Here is a 13,964-nt window from a genome sequence, read left to right on the forward strand (position 1 = left end):
ACCTAATCCCGGTGGTTTTTCTTGTTCCGCGCTGCTTTCCACGCACTGCATACGGCTATTAACCCCACTGCAATACTAATTAGCTTGTCGCTAATTTCTAGGAAATGCTGCACTACTGCAAGAAATGACACGGCGTCACCCCCTTTCGGGTAAGCATCACCGTATCGATTATCCACCGGTTACTTTGTCTCCTCTATTATACCATAATATGCCTATTCACATCTCTGTCTCAGCAGTTGATTTTGATGATGAAAACAAAGAACCCGTTTCTCTTGGAAGACTATTCTCCGTTGCATCCTCATCTTCAGAGCTCTAAGTTAAAGACCCCACGAACTTCACGAAGAAGGTCGTAGGGTCATAATTTTAAGTCTACATATAAATGTGTAACAACTTACACGTTGAAACGGAAGTGCATAACGTCGCCGTCATTTACAACGTACTCTTTACCTTCTAGACGAAGTTGTCCGCGCTCTTTGGCACCGTTCATGGAACCTGCTGCCACCAGATCGTCGTAGGAAACAACTTCTGCCCGGATGAATCCGCGCTCGAAGTCCGTGTGAATGACACCTGCTGCGCCTGGTGCTTTGGTACCCTTACGGATTGTCCAAGCACGAACTTCCTGTACACCTGCTGTGAAGTATGTGTACAGACCGAGCAATTTGTAAGCCGCTTTGATCAACAGGTTCAGACCGGAATCCTCGATACCGAGTTCTTCCAGGAACATTTGTTTATCTTCGCCTTCCAGCTCGGAGATCTCTTCTTCAACCTTCGCACTGATTGGCACCACTTCTGCGTTTTCAGCAGCTGCGAATTCTCTTACTTTTTGCACGTAAGCATTGTTCGCCACGTCGCCGATTTCGTCCTCAGCTACATTGGCTGCATACAGAACAGGCTTCAGGGTAAGCAAGTGCAGATCGCGTATAATCAAAAGCTCGTCATCCGTAAGTTCCATGCTGCGTGCCGGCTTATCATCGTACAGAACAGCCTTCACTTTCTCCAACACTTCTACTTCTTGAGAGGCAGACTTATTGCCGCCCTTCATGTTTTTCTTGGAGCGGTCGATTTTCTTCTCAACACTCTCGATATCGGCCAGGATCAGCTCCAGATTGATGGTCTGGATGTCGCTTACCGGGTCAATTTTGCCGTCGACGTGTGTGATGTTCTCATCTACAAAGCAACGTACCACGTGTACAATTGCATCTACTTCACGAATGTGGGCAAGGAACTTGTTACCAAGACCTTCGCCTTTGCTCGCACCGCGAACAAGACCCGCGATATCTACAAACTCAAACGCCGTTGGTACTGTTTTCTTAGGTACAACGAGTTCTGTCAGTTTGTCCAAACGCTCATCGGGTACTTCAACGATTCCCACGTTAGGGTCAATTGTACAGAACGGATAGTTTGCCGATTCGGCACCTGCTTGTGTAATTGCGTTAAACAATGTAGATTTACCAACGTTAGGCAAACCCACGATTCCAGCTTTCAAAGCCATGTATATGACAACTCCTCATTGATTACTTGTTCGGTATGGATAATCCTATACATTATATATGACAAACCTCAAGGCATCAAGGAACTTCGCCAATTCGACCAGAGTCCCATCCGCTTCCCGAAATCCCCGGTTAATGCAGATAATTCGTTTTGCGCAGATCTTAAGTTTGGCCCAGAATATCCGCTATTAGGTTTACCCTTTGATTTCCTTGTACATGGTTAGATCCGTTACCTCATATCCCATCTTGCGATATAGGCTGCTTGCCCGCACATTATGTCCAAACACATGCAAACCAATGCGATCCACGCCAAGACTCAAGGCCGTCTTTTCGAGCGCCTGCATCGTCTCTGTTCCGTATCCCTTACCACGATGTGCTTCTTCAACCACAATATCCAGCAAAAAAGCATCTTTTCCACGACGATTATCCGTGATATTAAACCAGATATACCCTACATTTCCGTCCACAGAATGCATTAGATTGTAGAGATACGCTCCGGGTGTGTTCAAGCCTTCTGGCAGATAACGTTCATAAGATTCCTCCGCCAGTTGCTGTGCCTCTTCCACCGCCCAGGTACCCGCTTCTACTTTTTCCTGTGCAAAATCCTTAATCGATCGAATGCGAAAACTCGCATAATCTTCCTGATTCATTGGAGAAAGTTCCATGTTGTTTCCCTCCTTATTTCGAGTGATCTTCATTATGTATGATCTCTGTGCAATCCTTTTTGCACTACTAGTATCTTATTGTATCCTGTTCTCCCGTTTAGCGCATGAAGTTATTGATACGATTCGAGCTTCAATTTGCATATGTAACCATTTTATTTATAACTTTTGATCTCCTCCCATCGTTTATACCTCATGAAGGAAAGGAGTGGATCATATTGAACATACGTCGTCGATTCTCCAAAAAGAAAATGATTATCTTGTCCGCTATCATACTCGGAATCGCCATTGTCGCTTTTATGAGCTTTCTGAATGCAATGGATCCCTTTCGCCACTTAAGGATCACGATCCACAATCAATCCGACTATGACCTCACCAATATTCAGGCTAGCCTAGTCCAAGGCGACAACTCGTTTAACAACAACAATGAGAATGGCTCCACCTACGTATTCAAAAAAGATATTCCCAGCCGAGCAAACGTGAAATTCGCCCCGCAGCTGAAACGTTCCGGTGAGGGGGTCGTCTCCTTGGCGTTTACGGACAGTCGCGGTAAAACCTATAACAAAACAGTTTGCGGTTATACCGAATACTTGTCCGGCAATTCCTACGTCACTGTAACCAATGAGAATATCACCGTGAAAGATGAATGTATGTAAAGGGGTTTATCAATCAATCATCGAAAAAAAAATGCAATCTCCTTTTAGGAAGATTGCAGATTCGGCTCTCGCCACTTTTTGATGCCCACCAAACGAACCATCGGAATAGTTCCATGAACCGTTCCACGTTTCCCTCACAGTCTAACGAACCTGAGAGACACTATTCAGCACTTTTCATACGTTTTGAAAATCTAACGAACTATAGACTCGTTATTTACTCTTTCTTTGGCGTCATCCGCTGTAAATCACTGTTTTCTAGCCTCATAGCGTGTGTGAGATTCGTTAGATTCCCAACTAACACCTAAATCGCCAAATAAGGTGTTACAGGTTCGTTAGCGGACGTTGCTCCATCAGACCCAGCGCATACGCTCACAAGTCAAAGCTGTTCAGCAAGACGCCATGTCTAGTTTTATTCTAACGCCGTTCCACCAGCCGCTCCGTCTGTTTCAAATCCTCAATCCGCCCTGCGCCAATGCCAAACATCACGGTACGCAGCTCGAATTCGACCTGTTCCAGACGCTCATTCAGCGCATCATCGGAAGCGACTGCAGAATCGAGCAGAGATCGGCCAAAACCAGCGAGATCCGCACCGAGAGCGAGGGCTTTGGCCGCGTCTACGCCCGTGTACAGTCCACCGCTGCCAATCAGGGCACCAGTAGGATTCAGCGCTCGTACTTCCTGAATACACTCTGCTGTGGGAATGCCCCAGTCGGCAAAAGCTTCAGCAGCTGCCCGGCGTACCGGGTTATTGTTGCGGTACTTCTCTACCTGTACCCAGCTTGTACCTCCAGCCCCGGCTACATCGATAAACGCGACACCCGCTTCATATAAGCGTTGAGCCGTCACACCATCGATGCCAAAACCTACTTCTTTTACGCCAACAGGCACGTCTAGCTCACGACACAAGTTTTCAATCCGCTGAAATAATCCGCTGAAGTTGGTGTTACCTTCCGGCTGGAAAACTTCCTGCAACGTGTTCAGATGAAGCACGAGCATGTCCGCACCCGCAATATCTACAGCACGCTGGAAATCAGCTGTTGTGAAACCATAGTTCAACTGGACCGCGCCCAGGTTGGCAATGACCGGGATGTCCGGTGCCCAGCGCCGCACATCGAAGGTACTAGCCAGTTCCGGCTGTTCCACGGCAGCCCGGATCGAACCTACGCCAAGCGCCCAGCCTCTGGCGTTTGCTACTCGAGCGAGGCGCTCATTGATGGCGCCCGTTGTTTTGCTTCCACCCGTCATCGAACTGATGAGCAAGGGTGTGCGTACTTTTTTGCCAATAAACGAAGTCTCCAGATGCACCTCTTCAAAATCCAGTTCCGGCAGTGGGTGATGGCGAAACGCAAACCGCTCCATACCGCTGGTTACCCCTTCTCCTGCCACATTCTCCTCAAGACAGAGGCGCACGTGTTCCAGCTTCCGTTCTCCTGTAGCCACTTCGGGAAGCAGCCGTTCGCCGGCTCGCTCTTGTTCATTCATGATGAGACCTCCTATGTGAGAATCGTGCGGATCGACAGGATAACCTGCCCGTTCCTTGCTTCTATGTATATATGTCTTATGCAAAAGACAAAAACATTCATCTAATAAGCATTGCAGCATACCTCTATCCAGTATAACGTTCCAATCCAGCTATGGAAAGGATGCCCCGACACCAAATGTCTCAGTTAAATCTCGGAGCACCACTATCTTATATACCTACTTATCTCAATATTTCCGATGCCAACCGCTCACCAACAAGCTGTCCGGACAACGTCACAATCGGGGTTCCGCCGCCAGGATGCGTTGTACCGCCGACGTACCAGAGTCCTTGTACATCTTTGCTTCGGTTGCCCGGTCGCATAAAGGTCTGCTTCACCGAGTTGGACGAAATGCCATAGATCGACCCTTGATGCGCCAACGTTTCCCGTTCGATATCTCGCGGCGTGTACCGGATCAGCACATCAGATTGGTTCAACCCGGTAATTCCTCGTGCTGCCAATTGTTCCAGTACAAACGCACCGTAACGTTCCGTCTGCTGCTCCCAATTCCACGAATCCGACAAGTAGGGGGCATTGACTAGAATGAATAGGTTACTGGCTCCCGCCGGGGCCATGCCTGCTTCCGAATAACCGGAATAACAGATGTAAATCGTCGGATCAGCAGGCATTTTACGTTCACGGAAAATATGGTCGAACTCCGGTTCATAACGTTCCGGGAAGAACACCGTATGGTGCAGCAATGCATCATATTGTCTTCGCACTCCCGCCAACGTCACAAATCCCGAGATTGATGGCTCATACTTCTGTATACGAGCATCGCTCATTTCTTTCCGATGTTCCGGTGCGAGCAGCAGTCGATTCACGCTAAGCACATCGCCATTGGCAACCACCTGATCGGCTTCTCGGAAGCCTTGATCCGTATCCACACCTGCCACTTTGCCATTCCGAACAACAATCTGCCGGACCTCTGTGCCGGTAATGATCTGTACACCTTTTTCCCGTGCTAGCCGAGTCATTCCTTCGATCAGTTGATAGGTTCCGCCTTTGACACCGAAGATGCCGACTTCCGCTTCCACATGACCCATCATGGCAAAGATGGAAGGCGACTGATATGGCGATGATCCCACATAGGTTGCGTACCGTCCGAACATAGCCAGCGTATGCGGATGTTGGAAATACGAGCGTAGTAACTTATCCAACTTCACCGTTGGCCGCACGCGGAGCAGGCTGCGCAGCATCTGGAGATTGTATTTGTCAGAAGGAGACAGCAGTAACTTACCGAGAAAATGACGATTGGCTTCCGCATACAGTGCAGCAGACTCATCCATAAACGCATCATAACGAGCCGCATCCTCCGGACTGTACGCTGCGATCTGCTCTTTCATCCACCCGCGATTACCTGACAAATCCACCACTGTGCCATCTGCAAATATATTACGCGTGCGCGGCTCCAACTCATATAACTGTACGTAATCTTCCATTGCTACACCCGCATGGTCGAAGACTGAACGAAAGGTGGATGGCATCGTGATCGTGCTCGGTCCCCGGTCAAAATGATATCCGTCCCGCTCAATCTGCTGCAGCTTGCCACCTACGTGTTGCTGCCTTTCCAGAATGGTCACCTGCACACCTTGTGAAGCCAGTCTTATCGCACACGATAGACCTCCGAATCCTGCACCGATAATGATGACGTTACCTCTCAACTGTACCGCCTACCTTTCCATACATACCCCTTGCCGGAGCGGCCTGCCTGCCAGGAAGCGAGTCCAATGGCAATAACACAGGCCATGCTGACCGGTTGCAGAAGGGCAAGCCACCAGGGTTGTCCGCCAGCATGATCCGCTACTCTTTTCACAGCCATACCCAATAATGTTCCTATCAATCCATACAGAATCGACATCGAATTACCTGTCATGAGTCCAAAAATCAATCCCAGCGGAGGCACCATATACATCAGCGTATACATCAACATTGTGCCAAGCAGCAGTATGTCTTTGCGTCCCATACCTTCGTACATATTTTTCTTGTATCCGTTCCATACTTCTGCACCGTTCTGATACATGCGGGTATTCGTTACGTCATGCACGTCTGTCAGCATCACCGGATGGCCTGCACGCTTAACCGCTTTGGCTAGACTCATGTCATCCACCAGATGCGCCTGAATGGCAGCATGACCGCCGGATGCCTCGTAACTGGAGCGATGAATCAGCAAAAAAGCCCCCGTAGCGGCCACAAACATCGGACTGGATGATCTGCGTATCATGAAAATGGGCAGATGACTGATGATGGTGAAGACCATCATGGGAACAACAAGCTTTTCCATCCACGTCTTCGTTACCTGATATGGAAAACCAGTTACCAGACCGCCGCCCTGCTCACACCCTGCCGCAAGAGTCTGACGAATGGCACTTGGCTCCAGTCGCACATCCGCATCCACGAACATATACCATTCTCCCTTGGCCTCCTGTACCAGCCTGTGACACGCATGGGATTTCCCCATCCAGCCCTCGGGAAGATCGACACCATGCAGTAGACGCACACGTGCATCACGATCCGCAATCGCTTGTACCATGGCCGCTGTCTCGTCTTCAGAGCGATCATCCAGCACTAATACTTCCATCCGGAATCCCGATGTATCGCTCGCTAGCACACTTTCCAGACATCCTTCGATATGTAGTCTTTCATTTCTGGCCGGAATCAGCACCGAGACCAGCAGGTCCGGTGGTTGTATCTTGTCTGACCGGAATGAACGTACTTTGGGCAGACAGGAGAGGTTCCATAGAGCGAACAGCAACTGTATTCCCAATATGCTTGTAAGTACAATCCAGAAGATTTCAGATGTATTCATCCTAACGGTTCACCCGCTTTCGCGTGGCATCGTATTTTTCACTTGTCGAACGTACATGACGAATCAGCGGAAGCGCATCTGGCAAGCTCCCCTGTCCCATCCGTATAAGCTCTGATCGGTGATCGTCTAACTGTTGTTCCATCACAAGACCGAGTCTGGAGGCAATCTCTTCACTCTTGAGCGTCTTCCAGTCTTCCATCACAGGAGGGCCTACCTGCATCGATACTTCCGGTAGATCATGCTGAACCATCCCATGGCACAAGGTTACCGGTACGGCAATGGCATTCGGAGAGCGACGAAGCAGCAATCCGATGCCTGGACGGAACTGAATCGGTCTAGCCTCCTGATGGAGAATTTCTCCTTGTGGGAAGATCCAGACCCTTTTGCCCGAATCCAGCAGTTCACTGGTGTACTGTAGAGAGGTCCGAATACCGGACGCACTCTCTTTATTAATTGAATACGCACCCAGTTTACGAAAAAAGGCATATTGCTGAAGTTGCTGTTCCTCCATCATCACATAATGATCTCCCCGTGATGTCTTCCTGGCCGCATGATAGAGCAGCAGACCATCCCACCAGGAGCTGTGGTTCATGAAGTAGATCACCGGGCGATTGGGATCAATCGGGGAGTTGTCCCTGATATCCACCTGCGGGTCCAGAGACCCCGATAGCGTGAATGAGCGGAAGCGCCTACGCAGCAGATAATAGTGATTATATAAGGCAAAAATCCGATTAAACGGTTTTGATTTTACGGCGCGAATCATATAGCCAGCTCCCTTCGGCAAGAAGCAGACCAGCAATGGCGATGATAAAGCTACCTGTAATCCCTTCCTTTAAGGCAAGTAGGCCAAACAGAAGAATAAAGAGCTGATACAGCCATTTTGCACGCAACAAAGAGCTACGGTCACCAGGCATGGCCGGAAGGAAGAGGGAAAGGAATGCGCCCATGATAAACCAGCTTATGTAATTGGTCCACGGAACCCCGTAAAATCCACCTGGGGCCTGCCATACCCAGAATCCTCTTGCATGCGCAACAGGGTCGAGTACCAGATCGAGTACAACCGCCCAGAACCCGGTCTTCACGGCTCGAAGCAGCTTGCCCGTCCAAGTTGAGCCACCGCCACTTAACAGCGCCGAGTTACCCACCACTGCGATCCAGGCAAAACCCAGCGTAACAGGCACACTGAACAGATGAATCCCGAAGAAGTCCGAGTAAGCATACTCACCAAAGGGCCAATGCGTATGCACCCCTACCCACTCCACGCCCATACCACCCAACCAGATGATCACGGAAGCGATCCACAGCCCAGGTTTCAACCAGATGACTGACTGGTCGGACAGACCTGTCCGATTGCGCCCCTGGTAGATCAGATCCAGCACATACAACGCATAGAAGATTAAGAATAGACCATTGGAAAAGGACAACACGTCCGGCACGCCGATCGTCAGCATCAAGGTTGCTCCAATAACATACCACGCCCAGTAAAGCCACTGGATCATCAGGATACCGCCGTTCGGGAGGCTTGATAGGCCAGCATCGGGTAACGTTTCACAATCGCACCCAACATCTCCAGTTTCAATTCATCACTAACATATGCCCGTTTGGTATATACGTCATAGTCATTGCGTTCGACCGCGTGTAGAATGGTGGAGTAAAAGGCTGCTGCCAGCTCAATCGAAAACGCACTTTCCGTCGGATATGTATCCAGTCGATCCATGCCAATACGGAACCAGTTCAATGCTGCCGCTTTTAATTCATGAACAATGGCAATAAAACGTTCGTCCACGACCCCGTCTTCGAAATCCTGCTCGGTGTAACCATGCTTCTCCATGATCTCCAGCGGAACATACCGGCGTACTCTGGCCCGATCTTCACCAACATCCCGAATAATATTAACGATCTGCATCCCTTTACCCAAGGCAATCCCGTTCATGGCTACTTCCGCGCCATTATCATCCCGCAATACAGGCAACAACATCTCGCCTACAGTGCCGGCTACCAGATAACAATAATGCTCCAGTTCCTGCATCGTTGCATAATGCGTTACTTTAAGATCGGTGAGTTGCCCTTCCATCTGACGGAAGAATGGCCCCTTATCCAGATGAGGGAAACTGCTGAACAACCATCTCAGTGCTGGCCAGATAAAATGTCCTTCCGCGTCATCCAACTGATCAAACAAATCATGGATTTCGTGAATCGTATAGGGCGAATGCTCCGGCTCGTCTACACTGTCATCAATCATGCGGCAGAAGGCATAAATGACATATACCGCTTCCCGACGTGGACTTGGCAGCCCTCTAAAGGCCTGATAAAAAGAGGAAGAACCCTTCTGCATCAACTCTTCACACCTGCTCAAAATCGCTTCATTCATGTTCCCATCTCCTTCGTGAGTTGATTGACGGCCATACGTGCACTCTGCATCACAATCGGCACTCCCCCTCCAGGATGTACAGATGCTCCTGCGGCATATAACCCCTTGATATTAGGGAATGGTTTGGGTTGTGGTCGATATACACCAGACTGGAACAACACTGGCGCAATACCGAAGCTTCCGCCCCCATAGAGCCCGTCTCGCTCTGCGTCAGCGGGTGTACGTACCTTTTTCCACTTGATCGCTGCACGAAGTCCCGGGAATCCCCGTTGCTCCGCTTCTTCCAGTACCCGTTCTGCCAATGCTTCGCTCTCCTGATCCCAGTCGACACCTTCGGCATCGGGCACAGGAATGAGGAAATACAATACACTCTGTCCTGAAGGCGCTGCTGTCTCATCCAATGCGACCGGATTAAATACGTAAAATGAGGACTTTGCCGGAATGCGTCGCTGATTGAAGACTTCCTGTAAACTACCTTCCAGACTCGGTGGCAGGAAGAACTGGTGCGTCGTTGCATCTTCCCAGGTTTTGTCCACGCCCACATAGAGCAATACACATCCGGAAGAGGGACGATATGGCTTTCTTTTACGCGCTACCTCTGGTACTTGACCAAGCAAACCCGAAAGATGGGGGAAATCACCATTGTAGATAACTGCATCCACATTTTCTGCGCCTGCTGCCGTTTCTATACCTTCACATACACCATTTTTAATCGTGAGCCCTGTAACTTCCGCATTCAGCACAACACGTCCACCACGTGAGATCAGTTCCTGTTCCAGAATGGCCGGTAATGCTGCATACCCGCCCTTCACCATCCAGATCCCATATTCATGCTCTGCATAGGGAAGCAGGGAATAGATTCCTGGCGTCCCGAACGGAGATCCACCGATGTATAGACTTTGTAGCGAGTAAGCGTCTAGCAATTCCTCATGCTGAAAATAATCGCCTACCGCTTTCCGGACACTTTTGTGTGCACGCAATCTGCCCATGAGTGACATGAGAGATGGTGTGAAAAAATCCCTTTTGCGTGGAAAAGCCCGTTCCAGAAACGCTGCCCGGCCTGCAGGAAACAACGTGTCCATATCTCTCATGAATCGTGTGAATCCCCGGCTCTCTCCCGGAAACAAACGTTCAATCTCCGCCGTCTGCTCTTCACGTGAGGTCATCTTGGTCATGACCCGACCACTGTGGTAATGCACTCTGTATAGCGGATCACAGCGAAGTAACTCAATCTTCGAACGATCTACGCCTGCTTCCTCCAGTATGCCAAGTAACATCTCCGGCAGAAGCACAATGGTTGGCCCCTGATCGATCCGATACTCCCCTTCCTGTTCATATCCAATGCGTCCGCCAACGCGGGAACCCCGTTCATACACGGTGACATCCCATCCCTGACGGTTCAACAACAGCGCCGAAGTAAGTCCGCCAATCCCTGCCCCTACAATGGCGGCCCGCTTCATGAATGCCCTCCTGCTTCTGCCGTCTTCACATAAGAGGATGGCTTGGAGCGTGTGCGCGCGTCCTCTTCCTGGATCAGCCTCACGCTGATTCGAGCCGATTCAAAGATCGTTGGCAATCCGCTGCCGGGATGTGTTCCGCCGCCTACAAGCCATACACTTTTCAACTCTTCAAACTGGTTATGGGGACGCAAGTACATCATCTGACCCAGATTATGCGCCATATTAAACGTTGCTCCGCGGTACACATCCAGTTCATTCTCCCAATCGAGTGGAGTGAACAGCTTACACTCTTCAATGCGGCTGCGAATGTCTGCCAGCTCAGGAACGCCTTCCAAGCGTTTCATCATGGCCTCCTGCACATTCTCACGTTCTGCTTCCCAATCGATGTCTGCGGTAAGATTAGGCGTAGGCATGAGAACATATAAAGCGGATTTCCCTTCCGGTGCCAGCGTCGAATCGAGTCTGGAAGGGTTATGAATATATAGAGATGGATCGGCTGACAACATTTTGTGCTTCGTAATCTCATCAACGTTCAACCGGTAGTCCTCGGGAAAATAGATCGAGTGATGCGGCAGATCCACTTCACCATCCACACCCAGATACAGCATCGCTGTCGAGCAGGAGTACTTTTTGCGTTTCATTTTCTCCGGGGTATATTTCTTAAGTACGCCCGGTTCGAACAGATGGTTCACCGCATGTGCGAAGTCGGCGTTCACCACCACATGGTCCGCGTCGATGCGTTCACCGCTCTCCAGCCACACACCTTCTGCACGACCATCGCGAACGATGACCTGTTTCACCGGGGTGGAAGTATGTATGCGTCCTCCGTATTCTTCCACGACATCAGCCATGGCTTGGAAGATCCGATTCACACCGCCAATGGGGTGGAACAATCCGTAATGATGCTCGATGAACGATAGTATGGTAAAGGTACCCGGACAATCCCAGGCGGACATGCCAAGGTATTTGGATTGGAATGTAAATGCCCAGCGTAGACGCTCATCTGTAAAATAGCGGGACAAGATCCCATAGACGGTGTTGTGGACATCAAGCTTAGGTAGAGCTGTTACCGCGTCTTTGCGTAGATAGTCAGTCAGCTTGCCAAACGGACGGCGGAGCAAAGGCATGACTTTGCCAAATTTCACTTCTTCTTCTTGCATGAACCGAAGGTAATTGTCTTCATTGCCCGGAAACAATTCTTTAATCTGTGCAGCTGTATCTTCCCGATTACGAGAAGGCGTGAACACCGTATCACCAAAGTTCAGTGCGTACAGCGGGGTTAGTTCTTTCATATGCACATAATCGGATAACTTGCGTCCCACCACGTCGAACATCTCTTCAATCAACTGAGGCATCATCAAAAATGTTGCCCCCCGGTCGAATCGATACTCGCCCAGTTCTAATCTGGCAGAACGCCCCCCGATGACTGGCTGTTTCTCATACACATCTACTTCGTACCCCTGACCGGACAATAACATCGCTGCTGCAAGTCCACCCGGACCCGCGCCAATCACAGCTGCACGTTTGCGTTGTTGATTCGGTATCATGCACTCACCTCTCTATGTAGGGAATTCCTATAGTTCTCTAGCCCCTAGCCTATTATTAAACCGCCCAAGAACACTTTAAGCGGTAACCAGCAAAAACATTATACAAATATAATACAAATATTATACGACCTTGTAAACCAAAAAAATGACCCATCGGTCAAATTACGAGGATAATCCATTTATAAACACAAAAAAACATCCCTTGATCACTTTCGTCAAAGGATGTCCTGTATACAGTAACCTATTCATATCATTTGAGATTATGTTTAGTTATTTGCCTGTCCAAACCTCGCACCAGGTGGTTGCTCTTTAAGATACTCACGTTCTATCCATGACTGCCAATCCGCTGAATCCTCTGGCATGATCCATTGCGGGTAACGAGCATGTTCTGCACGCTCATAGCCCTTCCCACCAAGTACGAAGCGAATATGTGGAAACTCATTTTTAATCCGCTCTATAAGCTGATCGCACCGTTCAAGCAGCCCCGGACTTGTGATCGAAAGACAGACCAACTTGATCTTTTGCTCCCGGATAATCGGGAAGATGCCTTCTTCTGGCGTGTTCGCACCGAGATACAGTACTTCCGCTCCATTTTTCCGCATAAAGAGAGAGAACAGCAATAACCCGACCTGGTGATGCTCCCCTTCCGGACACAACGCCAGAACTTTGGGCAGATGCGGATAGATCGGGAACAGATGGAAAAACTGATAAAACCGCTGTGAAATCAGCTGAGTCATGAAGTGTTCCTGAGCCACCGAAGCCCTACCTTGCTCCCATGCATCTCCAACCCGAACCAGTATGGGTACCAGCACATGATAGAACATCGAGTCGTACCCGTACATGGTGAAACCAAAATCAATCAAACCATTGGCACGTTCACCCTGAAAGTTGTAGAGCGAGTCATAGATTTGATCTGCCATGCGTGCGTATGCTTCTTCCATTGTAGGCACCGGAGCCATGATCGGAATAGGCGCAGCTGCCTCGGGTGGGTTTAATTTGTTTACTTTCAACATCCGTACCGCTTCCGAGATACTGGTCTGATGCAACTCTACCTGTTCTTTCAACCAGCGCAGATCCTCAACATTCTCTTCGGTATACATTCGATAACCCGATTCCGTCCGCTCAGGGGTGACCGCATCATACCGATTCTCCCAAGCCCGGATTGTTACCGCCCTGATATCGAGCATGGCTGCGACTTGTTTGATGGAATACACCTTATTACCCACTTTCTTTCCTAAATGTCCAGATTTCACAGGTTATATCATTGGTTCCCCGTCCTTGTCAGGCATATGAAAACCCTAACATTCTACAAAAATAATACACTCATTATACACAACGCTCAGACACCTGTCGATTGCATCCTGCCAATTTTGCTATATGCATTTAACGGCTACATTCGTGATTCTACCGGGTTATCCTGCGTCAACGTTATCATCCGTGTGGTAATAG

General features: G+C 49.4%; 13 protein-coding genes. 1 reads left to right on the plus strand and 12 read right to left on the minus strand.

Annotated elements, in window-relative coordinates; all coding sequences use genetic code 11:
• Window positions 1-2: 2 nt before the first annotated feature.
• The 3 genes from NKT06_RS31780 to NKT06_RS28725 form a co-directional block, all read right to left on the minus strand.
• A complete protein-coding gene (locus tag NKT06_RS31780) occupies window positions 3-131 on the minus strand; it encodes a hypothetical protein (protein ID WP_301290198.1) in 129 nt (42 codons plus the stop codon).
• A gap of 260 nt (window positions 132-391) precedes the next feature.
• On the minus strand, window positions 392-1,492 hold the full coding sequence (ychF, locus tag NKT06_RS28720; RefSeq protein WP_124116543.1) for a redox-regulated ATPase YchF: 1,101 nt from the start codon (window positions 1,490-1,492) through the stop codon (window positions 392-394).
• A 192-nt stretch (window positions 1,493-1,684) separates the two neighbouring features.
• Window positions 1,685-2,155 carry a GNAT family N-acetyltransferase gene (locus tag NKT06_RS28725; RefSeq protein WP_253441337.1) on the minus strand — a complete coding sequence of 157 codons (471 nt, stop codon included), beginning with the start codon at window positions 2,153-2,155 and terminating at the stop codon, window positions 1,685-1,687.
• A 215-nt stretch (window positions 2,156-2,370) separates the two neighbouring features.
• Between NKT06_RS28725 and NKT06_RS28730 the strand changes: the two genes are divergently transcribed.
• The gene (locus tag NKT06_RS28730; RefSeq protein WP_253441338.1) at window positions 2,371-2,808 is read left to right on the plus strand and encodes a hypothetical protein; all 438 of its coding nucleotides are present in this window, start codon (window positions 2,371-2,373) and stop codon (window positions 2,806-2,808) included.
• A gap of 414 nt (window positions 2,809-3,222) precedes the next feature.
• On the opposite strand, the gene fni is transcribed toward NKT06_RS28730, so the two are convergent.
• From fni to NKT06_RS28775, 9 genes are all read right to left on the minus strand, one after another.
• Entirely contained in the window at window positions 3,223-4,290 is a 1,068-nt protein-coding gene (fni, locus tag NKT06_RS28735) for a type 2 isopentenyl-diphosphate Delta-isomerase (protein ID WP_253441339.1), read from the minus strand.
• 220 nt (window positions 4,291-4,510) lie between these two features.
• Entirely contained in the window at window positions 4,511-5,992 is a 1,482-nt protein-coding gene (locus NKT06_RS28740; protein WP_253441340.1) for a phytoene desaturase family protein, read from the minus strand.
• Window positions 5,989-7,137: a glycosyltransferase family 2 protein gene (locus tag NKT06_RS28745; protein WP_253441341.1), complete on the minus strand. Its 1,149-nt coding sequence runs from the start codon at window positions 7,135-7,137 to the stop codon at window positions 5,989-5,991. Before NKT06_RS28745 ends, NKT06_RS28740 begins: the two co-directional genes overlap by 4 nt.
• Before the next feature lies 1 nt (window position 7,138).
• Complete coding sequence (locus tag NKT06_RS28750; protein ID WP_253441342.1) at window positions 7,139-7,900, minus strand: lysophospholipid acyltransferase family protein; 762 nt, start codon at window positions 7,898-7,900, stop codon at window positions 7,139-7,141.
• Complete coding sequence (locus tag NKT06_RS28755) at window positions 7,869-8,636, minus strand: carotenoid biosynthesis protein (protein WP_253441343.1); 768 nt, start codon at window positions 8,634-8,636, stop codon at window positions 7,869-7,871. The genes NKT06_RS28750 and NKT06_RS28755 overlap by 32 nt, the downstream gene beginning before the upstream one ends.
• Complete coding sequence (locus tag NKT06_RS28760) at window positions 8,636-9,508, minus strand: phytoene/squalene synthase family protein (RefSeq protein ID WP_253441344.1); 873 nt, start codon at window positions 9,506-9,508, stop codon at window positions 8,636-8,638. Before NKT06_RS28760 ends, NKT06_RS28755 begins: the two co-directional genes overlap by 1 nt.
• Complete coding sequence (locus tag NKT06_RS28765; protein WP_253441346.1) at window positions 9,505-10,968, minus strand: phytoene desaturase family protein; 1,464 nt, start codon at window positions 10,966-10,968, stop codon at window positions 9,505-9,507. The genes NKT06_RS28760 and NKT06_RS28765 overlap by 4 nt, the downstream gene beginning before the upstream one ends.
• On the minus strand, window positions 10,965-12,515 hold the full coding sequence (locus NKT06_RS28770; protein WP_253441348.1) for a phytoene desaturase family protein: 1,551 nt from the start codon (window positions 12,513-12,515) through the stop codon (window positions 10,965-10,967). The genes NKT06_RS28765 and NKT06_RS28770 overlap by 4 nt, the downstream gene beginning before the upstream one ends.
• 266 nt (window positions 12,516-12,781) lie before the next feature.
• Window positions 12,782-13,729, minus strand: coding sequence for a MerR family transcriptional regulator (locus NKT06_RS28775; protein ID WP_253441350.1), 948 nt, complete (start codon window positions 13,727-13,729; stop codon window positions 12,782-12,784).
• Window positions 13,730-13,964: the final 235 nt, after the last annotated feature.

Source organism: Paenibacillus sp. 1781tsa1, from assembly GCF_024159265.1.
Taxonomy (GTDB): domain Bacteria; phylum Bacillota; class Bacilli; order Paenibacillales; family Paenibacillaceae; genus Paenibacillus.

Excerpts from the sequence above, each read along its gene's own strand:
- ychF (WP_124116543.1), bottom strand. The coding sequence starts at position 1,492 with ATGGCTTTGAAAGCTGGAATCGTGGGTTTGCCTAACGTTGGTAAATCT.
- NKT06_RS28725 (WP_253441337.1), bottom strand. The coding sequence starts at position 2,155 with ATGGAACTTTCTCCAATGAATCAGGAAGATTATGCGAGTTTTCGCATT.
- fni (WP_253441339.1), bottom strand. The coding sequence starts at position 4,290 with ATGAATGAACAAGAGCGAGCCGGCGAACGGCTGCTTCCCGAAGTGGCT.
- NKT06_RS28745 (WP_253441341.1), bottom strand. The coding sequence starts at position 7,137 with ATGAATACATCTGAAATCTTCTGGATTGTACTTACAAGCATATTGGGA.
- NKT06_RS28750 (WP_253441342.1), bottom strand. The coding sequence starts at position 7,900 with ATGATTCGCGCCGTAAAATCAAAACCGTTTAATCGGATTTTTGCCTTA.
- NKT06_RS28755 (WP_253441343.1), bottom strand. The coding sequence starts at position 8,636 with ATGATCCAGTGGCTTTACTGGGCGTGGTATGTTATTGGAGCAACCTTG.
- NKT06_RS28760 (WP_253441344.1), bottom strand. The coding sequence starts at position 9,508 with ATGAATGAAGCGATTTTGAGCAGGTGTGAAGAGTTGATGCAGAAGGGT.
- NKT06_RS28765 (WP_253441346.1), bottom strand. The coding sequence starts at position 10,968 with ATGAAGCGGGCCGCCATTGTAGGGGCAGGGATTGGCGGACTTACTTCG.
- NKT06_RS28770 (WP_253441348.1), bottom strand. The coding sequence starts at position 12,515 with ATGATACCGAATCAACAACGCAAACGTGCAGCTGTGATTGGCGCGGGT.